Origin of the sequence: Sphingobacterium sp. GVS05A (genome assembly GCF_019969845.1) — a bacterium.
GTDB lineage: Bacteria > Bacteroidota > Bacteroidia > Sphingobacteriales > Sphingobacteriaceae > Sphingobacterium.
Genome location: NZ_JAHXYR010000013.1, coordinates 151127 through 166923 on the forward strand (window position 1 = coordinate 151127; position 15797 = coordinate 166923).

Sequence of the window (15797 nt, forward strand, 5' to 3'; positions counted from 1 at the left end):
TGATATGGATAAAAATATCTTTAGACACAGTACTTGGCTTAGATGGTCGTTGCAAACTGTACTGGCATCAGTAATGTTTTTTTGTATGAGCAACTATGCACATTCTCAACAGCGCGAAATAATGGTGCGGATTTCAGAAATTGAAATACATCCCGAACATTTGGAAAAGTACAAGGAGATACTCAAAATCGAGGCCGAAGCGTCCGTAAGACTTGAAGTGGGAGTTATTGCCATTTTCCCTATGTTCCAAAAGGACAAACCAACACAGGTAAGGATACTGGAAATGTACAAAGACCAGCAAGCCTATCAGTCCCATTTGAAAACCGAACATTTTCAAAAGTATAAAACAGGTACACTTCACATGGTCAAATCATTAAACCTTGTGGATATGGAAGCTCTGGATATGGAGACAGCAGCTCATATATTTAGAAAACAGATAAAGTAGATTAGATAATTAATGAACAATTTTCTCCAGCAGAAATACAAACACATTCCATATGCTATAGGAAAAGTTGCCGCATAAAATATAAGGATCCGATTTTGTCTTTAAATTTTGGCTGATGCAAATCATTCGGCAACGCTACTACTTTCATAAATAAGTTTTTGATTTAGTTTATTCTTGTTCATCGACCGGATAGACAATACTGATTATGACCAAGGACTTCGTTAGATCAGCGGGCAAGAAATTAATTTATTTGATATGTTGCTTAAAGTAAACGAAATGATAGGCAATAGCACTGTTCCAATAAGCCGTATTATGGTCACCGGGCCGACTGATGAATGTCGCTGGAATACCTATATTATCCACTAGCTGTTTTAATTCCATGCTGGCAGGGTATAAAATATCCTCAGTGCCACAATCAAAGATAAAGTTCCGTTTAAAGTTGGGCCTTTTACGGATGATCTCCAATATGCTGTAGGCATTCCAGTTTATATAATTGTTTTCTGTCCCACCCAGAAGGGTTTTCGTGTCATCTACCAATCTGTTATTTTTCCAAAAATGTTGACTGACATTTTGAAAAATGTTAAAATCTATTTTGAGTGCACCACTGCTGCAACCAGCGGTATTAAAATAGTCCTCATGCAGTGTAAAGAGCCTTAATGCGCCATATCCCCCCATACTCAATCCACTGATAAAGATATTGTTTCTGTCAATATTGTAAGCCTGATGTATTGTGGGCCTGAGCTCCTTGAAGAAAAAGTCATCATATTGCATTTCATTTTTCAATGGACTATTAAGGTAAAAAGATGTATAACCATCAGGAGTGACAACAATAAAATCATATTGATCCGCCATCTGCTGAAGATCTGCCGTATGGCTCCATTGCCTGTAATTTTCGCTATAGCCATGCAGTAAATAAACTAATGGATATTTGGTATCCTTATTATAAGTCTTTGGCTTAAAAACGAGGACCGTATCCCGTTTTTGAAGATATTTTGATTGAATAACAAACTGTTCTTGAGCTCTAAGAGCCCAAGAGTAAAGAAGTACGATCACTGTGATAAAATATTTCATTGTGTTTGGATTTCTTAACTTTGTACTACAAATATCGGCTGATATTTTACTGCAGTCAATGACTAACAAAATTGTTAGGTTTTAATTCAACAGTTATGCGTAAGAACAATTCGACCAACGCCATTAATGAGAAATTCCTATTTCAGGTCTGTGAGCTAAACTCTGCGATCGCTATGATCAGTGGACGGTGGAAATCCCAGATTGTTTATTCAATCAGTCAAGGGAACAATAGATTTCATTTACTTCAGAAGGAGCTACCCAATATTTCTGAACAAGTTTTAGCTAGGCAGCTAAAAGAATTAGAAACACACTCTATTTTGTTAAAAACAGATATTCAAGGTACTGTTCCACCGGGTGTGGCTTATATTTTAACCAGCAAAGGTTTGGATCTCATACCTATATTGGAAAGTTTATGTGGTTGGGGGAAAGTATATGCAGAAGGAAAGGAAATAACTACGTTGTTATGAATATAGTGTTTCCTCTACGCTCCCCATAGCAGAGTACCTTCCACAGCAAAATCCTCATGCTTTTTCAGCTTGTCTTTTTGTCGCGTACTATAAATTGGAAGATTGTCAGTTTGAACCTTATAATTTTTATGATGAATCAGGCAATTTAATTAACCTTAATACTCCAGTAGAAAAAGAAATAATACTATAAATAGGCGACGTGTAATGTTAAGGAACATTCTGATAATTTGGCTATAAAAATAGTGAAAGGGACCTTTAGTAAATCGATTTTAAGAAGAATGGTTAATACAGGTGTTCAATTATTAGAGGAACACCTGTATTGAGTAAATGGTTAACGTTTTTTTATTCTCTTAGCCTCTTCTGAAATTTTAGCGAATGATTTATCCCTTTTACGTTTTTCATGCTCAGAACTAGAAAAATACCAGGATTCTTTTCGCAGTTTGAGATAACTATTGTATACCTCCAGTTCTAAAAGACTGTGGTTTACAGCTTCCACAACAGCACATCCAGGTTCATTAACATGTGTACAATTTTCAAAACGACAGGATTTTGCAAAATCAGTAAGTTCGAATATATCAGATAATGTTTCAGAATTGTCTGATGCTAAACCAAATTCTCTAACACCAGGTGTATCTATTAAAACACCACTATCCTTCATTAATATCATATCTCTTCGGGTCGAGGTGTGTCTTCCTTTACCTGATGATTTGCTTATCTCGGACGTGGAAAATATTGTCAGTTCACACAGTGCGTTGATCAAAGAACTTTTGCCGACGCCAGATGACCCCACAAATACAATCGAATCTCCCTGCTTGATAAATTTTCGCACCGAAAGTATTGTTTCAGGAGAAAGAATACTTGTGAAAAGTATTGGCATTTGACGTCCAATATGTTTCAGCGATTCCTCTACTTTAGGGCGATTGAACTCCAAATCCGATTTAGTGAGGATCAATATCGGAAGAATATTTTCTTCTATTATTTGAACCATAAATCGTTCCGTTCGGCGAACGCTGAAATTAGCATCAAGGCTTTGTACAATAAAAGCCTTGTCCACATGGGATGCTATAGCTTGCCTATCGTTCTGCGTTCCGCTCTTTCTTCGGTATAACGTGTGCTTGCGTGGTAAAACATCAAGGATTATTCCTTTGTTATCCTCAAAAGGTTGAAAAATAATCCAGTCCCCGGTACACGGAAGTTCAAATGATGACCGTCCATAAAGCATATTACCTGCCAGTTCGCACAACACTCGACCACTCTGGGCAATGACCTCATAATTGGTTTTGTTTACGGTGGCAACACGACCATGAAAAAGATGTTTGTATTGCGAAGCTTGTTTGAGTTGGAACAGCGTGTCGTTCCAACCATATAATGATAAGTTATTCACTTCTTAATAATTTAAAATGATGAAATAAAATTGCTAAATTCTCTATCAGCCGAATGGTTTGTTCCATACCAATCTTCTTTGGTAATACGTAGCTACCAAACCAATGATTTAGAAACAAGACACCCGGAATTAGGCAATCATTCCAATTATCAAACTATAATATGTAAATAGCTGTCTTTGCATAAGATACAAAGATATAAAAATTCTAATTCAGTACTTTAATCATTTATTTACTGAATATTTCTTTATACAGCTTGTTTTGATCCTATTTACTTTACTGCGATGATCTAAATTGATTTGTCTAATTAAAAAAACGGAGGAGTTTTTGGGAGAATTTATAAAAGATTTCCGCTAATTTTCAACCTATAAAATCTGATCGTTTTTAAAAGAATATGGTTAAGTGCGTTTTGGTTTGTCTACAGAAAATTAGTATCTTCAATATAGTTAATATTAATTAGAAATTTCTTGCTCCTTATTTACCCTTCGATTCACACAGTCTCCTTACTATCAGAGGCATTCATATTCTGTATCAGTAAATCCAAATATAAGCGTCAAGTAAGTACTATAAATATCCAATGGGTAAAGATAATATCTGCTTGATTCTATAAAATTGCGGACCTGAAAAATTGCTATCTTGCTCATTAAAGATCAGACAGATCTCAACACGCCAAGCTGGTTATAAACATTCTAGTAAGGTACTACACGTATAAAAGGAAATAACAATATGGAAGTAAAAGATCGGAAGCTAGCTGCAAAATTAGAGGATTTAATAGAAGAGTCAGAAAGGTATTATGGAGAGTCAGATTACGAAGGATTTGTGAAAGTCTCCTTAAAGGCTTGGAATGTATTGCCAATTCCTAGAGAAATCTATGATGAAAGTTATCACATTGCAGAGGGTTTAGCGGAGGGATACCTGTTGATAGGTAATCATGAAGAAGCCATCAAATGGGCAGAAATTATGGGGAATTGCGATATGGAAAGAGCAGATGATGGTGCGCGTGAATTTGTTTTGGGTAAGATGCTGTATGAAAGTGGAGATCTGGAAAATTCTAGAGAAAAATTTGTATTGGCTATGATCAAATCTGAAGGAAGGGCATTTGTAAATGAACCGAAAAAATATATAGAATTTTTAAGGAAGAAGTAACTATTCATGTCTTTAGGCACAGAATCATATGTGAGGAGAGCAGAACGATGAACTGTATCACCAGATCGATTGACTGGCAGAAAATGAGAATGTAATTGTAGATTAGTATGAAAGCAAAACCAAAAAGTATACATTCCATCAAAATGATTAAACGGACTATTTTATCTGGCACGGTTGTGTTATTCCTATTTGGTACAGCATGGAGTTGCAACAATAAAGTTAAAAATAATGAACCTAAGGAATTTTCTAAGATAAACACTGAACTGCAAATGGAAGTAAGAATAGCGGCCTACCAGACATTAAGCGCGTGGCTTGATCAGGGAGTGGAAGGTGTTCAGTTTTTACGGAGCAGTGAATGGAAAATTGGAGACCAAATTTTCTTTAATAGTAGTAATAATAAAGGTTTTCTGTTACTACTCAACCAAGATAAAGTACCGCAAGCCGAGCTGGATTATGTTCAGGTTTTGTACGCTGTAAAAGAGGGAGAAAAATGGCATATTTATCTTGCGTCCTTACCCAATATTATCATCCCCAGAAAAAGAGAAAACGGAATGTTTATTCGTAATTCATTTGGTCAATTAGCCGCTATAGGAGAGCGGGAAATTCAGCGATATCTAAGAAAAGGCCACGAAACTAATAATGATAAAACTATTAACAACGAATACAATGAAGATCTAAAGAAAAATAATCGGCTTTTTCTATCAAGAAGAATCAAAATCTAGTAGTTGAGTGTTCATATCCCATTTGCTACGGGCATCAATATGGAGTAATCCAATTATGTCAATTGAAATTGATTGGTCTACTGAATCCAATCATAAAATCATCGAGCCCAACGATGTGCGGTTGTTATATTATTTTATTTCATCTACTTCTCTGTTACTTAAATTATCTAAAAATTACGATTTTCAAGAGATTTTTCCTTATTATAATTTACGGGGTGACAGCTGTTAGTTTGACTAGGGTTGGAAGGAACGGATAAATTAAGTAGATTTAATTTCTATAAACTACTTCTTATATGAAATTTCCATTGTTGTTATTGCTATTGATCGGATTTTGTTCGGTTGCATTTGCACAAAAAGACAAAAAGCACCTGGCCTTGGTTCGCCTAGATGGAAAATGTGGATTTATTGATGCTATGGGGCGTGAGGTAATTCCTCTTGTTTATGACGATGCTGGTTGTTGGGGCAATAACCTTGTGCCCGTAAATATAGGTAAGTATGTGCCTGATGCCGATCCAGTGGTGTTAGTTGCGCCCTCGAATGTAAACCCAAAAGATTCTGTCAAGCGTGGTGAGCAATACAAAACCGTTGATATAAAAAAAGAAGATAAGGGCAAATGGGGCTATTGCGATACATCAGGTGTATTGGTTATTCCTGTTCAGTTTTCGAATACCACTTTTTTTAATGAAGGAGTTGCGGGCGTAGAAATCAATGGTAAATGGGGCTTTATCAACACCAGCGGAAAAATAGTGGTACAGCCTGTGTACGATAAGATAGGGTATTTTTCACAAGGACTAGCAGTAGTAGCTAAAAATGACCTGTATGGCTACATCAATTTAAAAGGCGAGGAAGTGATTAAGCTTCAATACGTAAATGCAAAAGCCTTTGAAAACGGGTTTGCGCAGGTGTGGGATAAATATACTTCCAAAAAGTATAATAAAAATAGTATTGGCCGGATCATCAATCTGAAAGGAGAAATAGTTACAGATGCCAAATATGATATAGATGATACTTTTTCAAATGGCTTGTTCAGCTTTTGGTTGCCAGAAGGAGAGTTGCTCCTAGGACTAATGAATACCAAGGGCCAAATGATCACACCGCCAATTTATAACGAGATTTCAAGCTTTAACAACGGTTTAGCGAGGGTTATGGTTTATAAGGAAGATAAGATTGTTAAGGAGTTTTATCCCAATTATGGTTATGTCAATACAACCGGGAAAGAGGTGGTGAAGCTAGGGCTGGCCAAAGCGACCGAATTTTATGATGGTATGGCGGTAGTAGCCAGATTTGACAATAAAGACGACGGAGAACTTGACCACGCGTTGATTAATACCAAGGGAGAATTTGTGCTGGGTTACAATTGGAAACAGCTCGCACTTTTAGACAGTAAACATCTTCTGGCTATTAGCATTAAAAATCCAAGTGAAACCCTAATTATTAATGCCCAAGGAAAGAAGATTTTATCCCTTGAAAAAGAGGATAAACGGCTTGCCGACCTGGGACATGGTTTGTTTGCCCTAATGAATGCTGAAGGCGAACCATTGGAACTTTTCGGTTTAAACAAACAAATGCCTTTTAATGTTAGCCAAAACAAAGGTCGAAAATACTTGTCGTACCAATTTGGTTTAATCCGGTTTCGCTCTCTCAGTGATAGTAACGAAAAGTCACCTCATTTCAAAATAGGGCTTGTCAATCTAAAGGGCAACGTATTGGTCAAGCCTAAATACAACGAAATATCAAATTTTGAGCCAACAGATAGATTATAGCCAAAAAGCTGAGGTTTATACTTCAGCTTTAATTAATTTTAGTCCATTAGAATTTTAACCGGTTATTTTCAAGGATTTAATGTGCTGCCCATCGGCTAACTGAAAATGATATTTCAAAACAATGGGGCTGCCAGGAAATGTTCCTGAGATTTCCGCAGATAGGATGTTTTCGCTTTCATTATACTCTAATGGCACCATAGAGGCTCCGTATTCTTTGTTGGCTTTGTCAATCCAGTTTTCAATTTCAATTTTCCCGTTATGGGTTTTTCCTTCGTCAAATACTTCCGCATTTTCAGTAAAACAATCTGCATAAGCCTTACTGTTAAATTCATTTTGCGCTTTTACTAGTTCGGAGATAATGTTTGGTAAATTCATATTTTCTATTATTTAGATGGATTATTAAATGGTCGGTACTGTTCCACCGTCAATTACATATTCTGTCCCTGTTAGATAGCTGGCTCTTGGTGAAACAAGGAAGCCAACAAGTTCAGCTACTTCTGTAGGTTCAGCAGGTCTCCCGAAAGGGATTCCTCCCAATGCATCCATTACACCTTGTTTTGCTTTTTCCACAGTACTGTTCGAGTTTCTTGCGATCTCGCCCAGCCAGGCTTCCGATGCTGTGGTATTGATCCATCCCGGTGAAACAGTCAGCACACGCACACCTTTTGGAGTAACTTCATTTGATAAACTTTTGCTATAGTTTCTCAATGCCGCTTTGGCAGCAGCATAAGGCAAGGTAGAATTATACAATGGCAATTTACCCTGAATGGAAGCAATGTGAATAATAACCCCGCTTTTTCGCTCTATCATTTGTGGTAAAAATCCTCTGTCCAATCGAACAGGAGCCAGCAAATTTGCTTGTAGCGTTGATTCCCAATCTTCATCAGATAATACGGCAAACCCACCGGCAGATGTTGATGAAGAACCCAGGTTGTTCACTAGGATATCCAATCTTCCATAAGTCGACAATACTTCGTCGATTACTTTTTGGGTTCCTATTGCCTTACTTAAATCTGCCGAAATGAAATGCAGATTGCTGTTTTCTTTTTCAGGCGCGCTTCTTGCGGTAATAATCACTTTTGCTCCGGCCTGAAGTAGTCTTTCAGCAATTGCTCTTCCAGTACCTTTTGTACCTCCTGTTACCAATACAATCTTGCCCGATAACTCATTGTTGAAATTAAATTGTTCCATTTTAAGAATTGTTTATAGGACAAATTTGGGGTATAAAATCAGTCTGTACAAGTACGGAATTACGATTCACATAGGGATAAATTTTTCCCCTATTGTACAAATCGGAACATACCTTTTCTTTTGAAACATGTATGAGAGAAAAATAATTCCGAACCTGAACTGTGTACTTGACTTTATAGGTGAAGTGCTTTATGGGAAATGGAAAATACGCTTGCTCTGGTTTATTGACCAGGGATATAAAAGACCCAGCGAATTGCAGCGTAAAATACCTGATGTGTCTAGACGGGTACCTTATCCTCCACAATCATTCTTCGATGTTCTCTACCCCAAATAATCATTTCCGAAATAATATTCCCGAATGTCCTGCAATATTCAGTGGGTTCATATTCAATTAAAACAGGAGTATCGGGATAAACAGTTCGTTTAACCAACTTATTTAATTCCATATCTTTCAGTTCTTTTGAAAGCATTCTTGTAGTAATCCCGGGGATACTTCTTTCAATTTCTCGAAAACGTCGGTTGCCATTGCAAAGCGAATTAATAACAGGAATTCTCCACTTTCCTCCAATGAAATAGAGTGTGTCCTGCAACGCTCTAAGTTCTTCTGTTTGATCTCTTTCCATGGATACAAAGTTAAATGATATAATTGATGATACTGATATACTCGGTTATACTGATAACAAAAGTATACCATTTCCCCTATAACTTTGTGAAAAAAATCAAAGAAATGAAAAAGTTCAATAACAAATTAGCCATCGTAACAGGTGGAAACAGCGGAATAGGATATGCAACCGCAAAAGAGTTAATCGCAGAAGGAGCACAAGTAATTATCACCGGAAGACGAAAAGAAGCCATTGAAAAGGCCGCTGAAGAGTTAGGAGCTATTTCTTTTGTTGCGGATCAGGGAAAATTGGATGACATTGATCAGTTCAAAACCGAAGTTGAAAAGCAATTCGGAAAAGTTGACATCCTGTTTATTAATGCAGGAGTCACCGGAACTTTAGGTCCGATCGAAAATATGAGTGCCGAAAATTTTGACAATGTAATGGGTATTAATTTCAGAGGAGCTTATTTTACCTTGAGCAAATTTATTCCCCTATTGAACGATGGTGCTTCAGTGGTGTTCCTTTCATCCAACGTTGCGACCACCTCTAAACCAAATAGTTCGATTTACCAGGCAAGCAAAGCAGCATTGAATTCCATTGCGAAGACCGCTGCTGCAGAATTAGCACCAAGAAAAATCAGAGTAAATTTAGTAAGCCCGGGGCCAACAAAAACGGAGATTATGACCAAAGCAGGATTGGATGAAAAAACATTGGAAGGTCTTGATAAATGGTTAATCAGCGGAATCCCTTTACAAAAAATGGGAACTGCGGAAGATGTCGCCAAAGCTGTTATTTACCTGTCGGATAACAATGTGGCAAGTTTCATGACCGGAACGGAAATCCTTATGGACGGTGGAATGGTTTTATAATTGGGGCTTTATTTTTTGGAATGTGAGTGCTGGAAGCTTGAAAAAATTCCAGCACTTTCTATTGATATACACCAACTATCGAAAGTATCGATCTTTTAAGAAATCCAGCTCAGCAAAGGTCATCTGGAACATGAGGAAAAACTTACTTAAGTTCTGGAATAATATTGTTGTGGAACAAATTGTTTACATTTAAGATTCAAAAAAAGCATGACTATAAAATATGGAATACAAGATCAAAAAGTGAGAATTCATTTGGATTTCTTGCTGAAACTTTTTTATATTAACGACACGTAGGCTATTAGGGGCGGCATTTAAAACGAGCAATGATAAAATGTTCGTTATCGGCCTTTCTGCATTTTGGGTAAAGCTTTCACTAGATGTTTCTCTGCCCAATAAATGTCTTTTAGTTCATCGACAAAAAATTCGTGGAATTCACTGTCTTTCATTTTTCCGGTATTGCCGGAAGGTTTCTTCGCGGCATTTTTTGCCGTTACAGATTTTGTAGTTGCCATAATAAAAATTTTTAAGAGTTACTTTATAGATAACCAAGCCAATTCCATTTTGGTTCAATAAAAGAAATTTAATACTTGTCAAAAAAAATAAGAGACATTCTCCTTCAAGTCTATCCCTGGTCTTTGTATCAATATCAGTGAAACCTTTCAGACTTTGCTGTTGTTCAGTTTAGTGTTATGTTAATATGTAGTGCACAAGGAAACAGTATTTATAAACAGGAAACATGGCGGATTTAAAAGAATTAATTGAAGAGTGCGGCAATCTTATTGCCGCTGCTAAATTAACGGTCGCTTTTGCGGAAAGTGCCACAGCAGGAATCTTAGCGTTCGAATTTTCGCAAAGCGAACATTCGGGAGAGATTTTACGGGGAGGCCTTGTCTGTTATGATGCCCACATAAAAGAAAAAATTTTAGGGGTGCCTACAACACTCATCGAGACATACACACCGGAATCTGCCGAAGTCACTAAAGAGATGGCAATTCGGCTGAAAAAGATGATGGGTGCCGATGTTGTTGTCTCTGTTACCGGGCTGACAACTTCGGGTGGAAGCGAAGGCCCCGGAAAGCCTGTCGGTACTATGTTTTATTGTGTATTGATCGGGGAAAGAACTATTGAACGTAGGGAGGTATTTAGCGGATCAGCCCGCGAAATTGTGTACCACACGATTGAAGACATTGTTAAAACTATTATCAAATCTTTTAAGGACAGCCATGAATTATAAAAAGCAAAGTTTTTTTTATCGGAATAGCCTCTCTATTGTTTTTATCTGCCTGTTTATTTTAGCGTTGGGAGCACAAGCTATTTTTGGATGGAAAGAACACAATGAAGAGCTGAAAGATCTAGGGGGGCAACAAATCATATTTTCTGCTTATTTGCGAAGTGGTCATTTTTTCTCCGCAACTTTTGAGAACTTCGAGAGTGAATTCCTTTCGGTCGCTTCTATTGTAATCCTTACAATCTTCCTTCGTCAGAAAGGATCCCCAGAATCAAAACCCGTTGATGCGGCAAATGCTGAGACAGGTAAATAAACCGAGCTTAGCTATGGAAGAATACTGCCCATTTAGACCATTCGGATAGGAAGTAAAATAGGTGAATATTCTAAATCCATCTTATTTTGGAACGCAAAGAATAAATGATTTGATAGGTCTAAGTACGGTTAACGTTTCGGATTATTACCTGATCTTTGTTTTTATTTAGCATAGTGGTTAAACTGGTATGTTAATTGTATTTTTTGTTTGTATACAATTAATTACAAACCACTTAAAATAAATATACAATGTGCAACGAAAAAGATAACAAAACGGGCTTAGTTCTGGGAATGTTGGCAGGTGCTGCTATTGGAGCGCTTGTAGGGCTATTATTTGCTCCGGGCAGTGGAAAGGAAACCAGAAAGAAAATTAAGAAAAAGTCAGACGATTTAAAAGATCAGGCACAGAATAATTATGGAGAGCTATCTGATGCTGTAAAGGAGCAGTATGACAATCTTACTTCTAGGATTAAAGAGACGGCAGGTCATTTTGCCGATACGGTCTCAGATGGTTATGATAAACTGAAAGGTCAGGTTACATTCAAAGCGGAAGATGTTAAAGAGGAGGCCGGGTCAAAACTAAATGATCTTAAAAAGTAGCAGTTAATTTCCAATTTATTATAGCTTAGAAAAAGGGGAATGGACAACACATCGTTATCCACCTACAGTCGGCGCTTTACCAAATTTCTTCTTAAAAGCATTAGAAAAATGGGACAGACTCTCGAAGCCAAGATCAAGATAGATAGCTGATGGTTTTTTGTTTTTTCTTTCAATTAAATGCCATGCTTCATTTAGCCTTTTATCCTGTAACCACTTTCGTGGCGGCATGCCAAAGGTCTTCTGAAAATCTCTTTTATACCCTGAAAGGCTTCTCCCGGTGAGTTGTGCAAACTTCTCGATAGGGACATTGAAATGAAAATTGCTCAACATAAATTTTTCCAGGTCCATTTTATAAGGCTCCGAAAAATCAAACAAAAAGTTAAGCAGCTCTGGAACCGCTATCAGTATCAACTTGATTCCCTCTTTTACCTTTAAAAGTCCCATTTCATCAGTCATTTGATCACCAGAGCTTCGGGCATAGGGAATGATCGACTGGAAATATCCAGTTAGAAACGCATTATTGGGGAGGCATAGGTTTGGAGCTCCCGTGTATTTGCCGTGAGCTTCCAGTCTTTCCTCCAGCGCGATCTGACGCATCAGATCTTCTTGCAATGATATGACGATCGTCTCATAATGGCCACTTGGTCCGGGAGTTTTAGTTAACGTCCCCAACTGATTCTTGTGAATTAACAACACTCCTCCGGCAGATATGTTTACATTCTGCGCTGAAGTTTCGAGGACCATCTGACCCGAGACCTGCAATACCAGGGTATGGTGGTTCCAGACACAGGCTTTCTCTTTTCGTTCCGAAGAAAGATAGGAGTAGAATATAACGCCGGGAAGAATTTCTGCTGGGCTTTCCATTTATCTTTGTAAGTAAGTACCGCCTTTGATGGCACCTATTGCAAAGGTAGTGTTTAAAATATTCATCTCCTGTGGGGTAAACACAATTTCCATCGCAGCGATATTTTCAGGTAGCCTTGATCTGCGGCTCATACTCACCAAAGGCATGATATTATCCCCCTGTTCTTTCACCCATGCAATCGCAAGCTGTGTAGGCGTGACATTTTTATGCTGGGCAATTTCTTTTAATACCTCAACTTTTTCAAGATTATGGATCAGGTTATCACCCTGAAAACGGGAAAAGTGATTTCGATGGTCATCCATAGGAATAGGAGCTTGCAGATCACCGGTTAACAGGCCTTCAGCCGTATTGGCAAATGCCACGACACCAATTCCTAATTCGTTAGCTGCGGGCAACAGCTCCTTTTCGATCTGACGGTCAGCCAAAGAATAACCGATTTCAAGTGCACTGATGGGATAAACGCTATTGGCTTTACGGAGCTGATCGGCGGTGATTTCCGATACACCGATATGACGTACTTTACCTTCCTCCACCAGGCCCGCTATCGTTCCGATGATGTCTTCTATCGGCACGCTGCCATCCATTCTGCTGGGCTGATATAGGTCGATGGTTTCAATGCCCAAACGGGTCAACGAATAGTTGACAAAGTTCTTGATCGCTACAGGACGGAGATCCAAACCGATCCATTGGCCGTTATGAAAAATAGCACCGAATTTGACACTGATGAAAGCATCAGCCCGTCTTCCTTTAATGGCTTTCCCGATAAGCATTTCGTTGTGGCCAGCACCATAAAAATCTCCGGTATTCAGGAAGTTGATCCCGCTGTCCAAAGCCTGATGGATCGTTGCAATGCTTTCGGTTTCATTAGGTGTAGGGCCGCCCCATATGGATGACATCCGCATACATCCCAGACCAATCTTTGAAACTGTAGGTCCATTTTGACCCAATTGAATTTTAGTAATTTCTGACATTTGATTGATTTAATGTTATAAGTCAAAGGTCTTTATTTAATAGCCATATTGCTTTCTTCTACGGTTCAATTTACTTGTCTGTATGGTTCATCTATATATGAATAGAACGGTTAGCATGGAATCTGTACCTTTGCGTATTAATATAAATTAGAGGCTCTTGTCAATTTTCTGCTATTCCATATTCTAGTCCCTACTTTTGCAAGTCGTTCATGATGAGCTCCAACTTCCGGCCATCACGATCTTGTCGCTGTGTATTTCTGTACTGAACGCTTATGGTCAGAAAATTAGATGTTAAAAGTGAAACTTATCCTTATCAAATTATTTGTGACTAGTTGATTAGGGTGATATTTTACTTCCCAATGTTTAAACTTCATATGTTGGCTCAGGTACTTATTAATTATTTGTAACTTGTGGAAGTAAATTGTTATCATGGATTCACTTGAAAAGAAACTTACGAAGATTGAGCATGGGTTCAAACCTTTTGAAGAGGAAGCGCTGGAGATCATCGGACAGGAAAGTTTGGAGGATGCAAAGTCGATAGCGATTCGCCTGCTGAAAAGTGAGCATTACCAGCTAAGGTGTTGCGCGATATTCATTCTGGGATTTATTGCTGCGAAAGACATCCAGGTATTGAACGAGCTTAAAGAGGTCGCCCGGTCCGACCAAAGCTGGCGGGTACAGGAAATAGTAGCGAAAGCATTTGATCAGTTCTGTAAAGACAATGGCTACGAGCAGTCCTTACTGGTAATACAAGAGTGGCTTAGTGACAAACATCCCAATGTTTGCAGGGCTGTGACAGAAGGCCTGAGGATTTGGACCAGCCGCCCTTATTTTAAAACCCACCCCAAAGTGGCCATACAACTTATCAGTTTGCATAAGGCCAGCGAAAGTGAATACCTGCGTAAATCTGTCGGTAATGCATTAAGAGATATTCGCAAGCGACATGATGAACTGATTTCCAACGAAACGGCACAATGGAATTTAAATGATAAACTGATTGCATTCACCTATAAGCATGTTCTTAAAGGCTAAAAATTAGCAATATATCTGATACTCACTGATAGATTTCACTCTGTATGTGGCTTATTTTGCATTGTATAAAGATATTTATTTGAACAAGTTTTCAATTTCGGATATTGCCGAACTGGAATTTAGTGACACGTTAGATTCCTATAAAATCGTAACAAGAAGTATGAGTATAAAGGGAAATTGCTGGGACAATGCTGTCGCTGAGAGTTTCTTTAAAACATTAAAATCTGAACCGTAAATTTGAACAAATAAATATAAAATAAAAATGGTAGGATTAAAAACAGGCCCTATGTTTTATAAAATAGGAACAGGAAGCATTTTACATTCTTTCTTTTCTACGATTGCTTACAATTTGGAAGATAATAATTGGGGGAAGAAGTATCCGTTTATAATGAAAGAATTATATAACGGTGAGTTATCCTCGGATAAAATTCTAGATGCAGAAAAAGAATTAGCGGAAATTAAAGAGGCATTAAAAGAATATGCTCCTAACTGTATTATTTGGGATATTGATAATTTAGAATTGCAACCACCATGGGGAGAGAAAATTGCAGATAGAATTACAAGTTTATCTAATTATTTTTATACCTCGGATGGCGAAGATATTTTTAATTTGTTTATCAGGGCATTTAATGATGCAAAACAAATTAAAAAGAGTATCTGTATTACAAGTATTTAAAGTATAAAAATGTTTGAAAAATTTTTTGAAGAATACGGAAGTATTGATAATAAAATCGAAATTCTATCTGAACATCTTGTTAGAATAAAAAACTTATTACCAAATGAACTTGTATGTCTTCAAACTAATTTGGACAAGTTCCTAAGGTGTGTGATTCATACAGATCCTTTCAATAAATTTATGTTAAAATGATAGTAAATCTACCGTTTTACCACATTATTATATAAATCAACAGCGATGAAAAATGAGGTACTTATAGGAGTCCTCAATCTCGACTGCAACTGTTCATAGGATTCTTAAAAAGAATAATAAAATGTATTTAAAGGGGAGTGTAACACCAACTGTGTCATAGGATTAAAACTTAAAAACCTCTTTCGAGTTTGAGTCTATCCCCAAATCTAATATAAAGTTGGGATATGGTCAAGCCCCAGTTATGCATTGGCATCGTCCAT

Annotated in this window: 19 protein-coding genes and 1 pseudogene; 12 read left to right on the forward strand and 8 right to left on the reverse strand. The window is 37.5% G+C overall.

The annotated features are described in order from the left end of the window. Positions 1–4: 4 nt before the first annotated feature. The gene (locus LC454_RS26075; RefSeq protein ID WP_223585354.1) at positions 5–445 is read left to right on the forward strand and encodes a putative quinol monooxygenase; all 441 of its coding nucleotides are present in this window, start codon (positions 5–7) and stop codon (positions 443–445) included. A gap of 246 nt (positions 446–691) precedes the next feature. On the opposite strand, the gene LC454_RS26080 is transcribed toward LC454_RS26075, so the two are convergent. Then, positions 692–1516: an alpha/beta hydrolase gene (locus tag LC454_RS26080; RefSeq protein WP_223585355.1), complete on the reverse strand. Its 825-nt coding sequence runs from the start codon at positions 1514–1516 to the stop codon at positions 692–694. A gap of 95 nt (positions 1517–1611) precedes the next feature. Between LC454_RS26080 and LC454_RS26085 the strand changes: the two genes are divergently transcribed. Next, a complete protein-coding gene (locus LC454_RS26085; protein ID WP_223585356.1) occupies positions 1612–1983 on the forward strand; it encodes a winged helix-turn-helix transcriptional regulator in 372 nt (123 codons plus the stop codon). 331 nt (positions 1984–2314) lie between these two features. Here LC454_RS26085 and rsgA read toward each other — a convergent pair whose 3' ends face one another. Then, positions 2315–3367, reverse strand: coding sequence for a ribosome small subunit-dependent GTPase A (rsgA, locus tag LC454_RS26090; protein ID WP_223585357.1), 1053 nt, complete (start codon positions 3365–3367; stop codon positions 2315–2317). A 724-nt stretch (positions 3368–4091) separates the two neighbouring features. On the opposite strand from rsgA, the gene LC454_RS26095 reads away from it, so the two are divergent. From LC454_RS26095 to LC454_RS26105, 3 genes are all read left to right on the forward strand, one after another. Then, on the forward strand, positions 4092–4511 hold the full coding sequence (locus LC454_RS26095) for a hypothetical protein (RefSeq protein ID WP_223585358.1): 420 nt from the start codon (positions 4092–4094) through the stop codon (positions 4509–4511). Between the two features lie 107 nt (positions 4512–4618). Further along, the gene (locus tag LC454_RS26100) at positions 4619–5233 is read left to right on the forward strand and encodes a hypothetical protein (protein ID WP_223585359.1); all 615 of its coding nucleotides are present in this window, start codon (positions 4619–4621) and stop codon (positions 5231–5233) included. Between the two features lie 293 nt (positions 5234–5526). Continuing rightward, positions 5527–6996: a WG repeat-containing protein gene (locus LC454_RS26105; RefSeq protein ID WP_223585360.1), complete on the forward strand. Its 1470-nt coding sequence runs from the start codon at positions 5527–5529 to the stop codon at positions 6994–6996. Positions 6997–7050: 54 nt separating this feature from the next. Here LC454_RS26105 and LC454_RS26110 read toward each other — a convergent pair whose 3' ends face one another. Both LC454_RS26110 and LC454_RS26115 read right to left on the reverse strand, forming a co-directional pair. Further along, positions 7051–7371, reverse strand: coding sequence for a nuclear transport factor 2 family protein (locus LC454_RS26110; RefSeq protein WP_223585361.1), 321 nt, complete (start codon positions 7369–7371; stop codon positions 7051–7053). A gap of 24 nt (positions 7372–7395) precedes the next feature. Then, a complete protein-coding gene (locus LC454_RS26115) occupies positions 7396–8187 on the reverse strand; it encodes an SDR family oxidoreductase (RefSeq protein WP_223585362.1) in 792 nt (263 codons plus the stop codon). A gap of 127 nt (positions 8188–8314) precedes the next feature. Here LC454_RS26115 and LC454_RS26120 point away from each other — a divergent pair, with 127 nt between their 5' ends. Further along, positions 8315–8521 (forward strand): winged helix-turn-helix transcriptional regulator, encoded by a 207-nt coding sequence (locus tag LC454_RS26120; RefSeq protein WP_223585363.1) that lies wholly within the window; start codon positions 8315–8317, stop codon positions 8519–8521. Here LC454_RS26120 and LC454_RS26125 read toward each other — a convergent pair. Beyond that, positions 8466–8810 carry a winged helix-turn-helix transcriptional regulator gene (locus LC454_RS26125; RefSeq protein ID WP_223585364.1) on the reverse strand — a complete coding sequence of 115 codons (345 nt, stop codon included), beginning with the start codon at positions 8808–8810 and terminating at the stop codon, positions 8466–8468. The genes LC454_RS26120 and LC454_RS26125 overlap by 56 nt on opposite strands. 104 nt (positions 8811–8914) lie before the next feature. On the opposite strand from LC454_RS26125, the gene LC454_RS26130 reads away from it, so the two are divergent. Beyond that, a complete protein-coding gene (locus LC454_RS26130) occupies positions 8915–9661 on the forward strand; it encodes an SDR family oxidoreductase (protein WP_223585365.1) in 747 nt (248 codons plus the stop codon). Between the two features lie 347 nt (positions 9662–10008). Here LC454_RS26130 and LC454_RS26135 read toward each other — a convergent pair. Beyond that, positions 10009–10173: pseudogene (locus tag LC454_RS26135) on the reverse strand (DUF892 family protein); the annotation flags it as partial. 224 nt (positions 10174–10397) lie between these two features. Between LC454_RS26135 and LC454_RS26140 the strand changes: the two are divergent. From LC454_RS26140 to LC454_RS26150, 3 genes are all read left to right on the forward strand, one after another. Continuing rightward, positions 10398–10895 (forward strand): CinA family protein, encoded by a 498-nt coding sequence (locus LC454_RS26140; protein WP_223585366.1) that lies wholly within the window; start codon positions 10398–10400, stop codon positions 10893–10895. Further along, positions 10885–11202: a DUF6766 family protein gene (locus LC454_RS26145; RefSeq protein ID WP_223585367.1), complete on the forward strand. Its 318-nt coding sequence runs from the start codon at positions 10885–10887 to the stop codon at positions 11200–11202. Before LC454_RS26140 ends, LC454_RS26145 begins: the two co-directional genes overlap by 11 nt. A 248-nt stretch (positions 11203–11450) precedes the next feature. Next, complete coding sequence (locus LC454_RS26150) at positions 11451–11801, forward strand: YtxH domain-containing protein (RefSeq protein ID WP_223585368.1); 351 nt, start codon at positions 11451–11453, stop codon at positions 11799–11801. 54 nt (positions 11802–11855) lie between these two features. Here the strand turns inward: LC454_RS26150 and LC454_RS26155 are convergent, their stop codons facing one another. Both LC454_RS26155 and LC454_RS26160 read right to left on the reverse strand, forming a co-directional pair. Next, positions 11856–12665: a helix-turn-helix domain-containing protein gene (locus LC454_RS26155; RefSeq protein ID WP_223585369.1), complete on the reverse strand. Its 810-nt coding sequence runs from the start codon at positions 12663–12665 to the stop codon at positions 11856–11858. Continuing rightward, positions 12666–13637: an aldo/keto reductase gene (locus LC454_RS26160; protein ID WP_223585370.1), complete on the reverse strand. Its 972-nt coding sequence runs from the start codon at positions 13635–13637 to the stop codon at positions 12666–12668. Positions 13638–14066: 429 nt separating this feature from the next. Between LC454_RS26160 and LC454_RS26165 the strand changes: the two genes are divergently transcribed. Beyond that, a complete protein-coding gene (locus LC454_RS26165) occupies positions 14067–14669 on the forward strand; it encodes a DNA alkylation repair protein (protein ID WP_223585371.1) in 603 nt (200 codons plus the stop codon). Positions 14670–14931: 262 nt separating this feature from the next. Beyond that, entirely contained in the window at positions 14932–15345 is a 414-nt protein-coding gene (locus LC454_RS26170; RefSeq protein ID WP_223585372.1) for an immunity 70 family protein, read from the forward strand. Positions 15346–15797 lie beyond the last annotated feature (452 nt).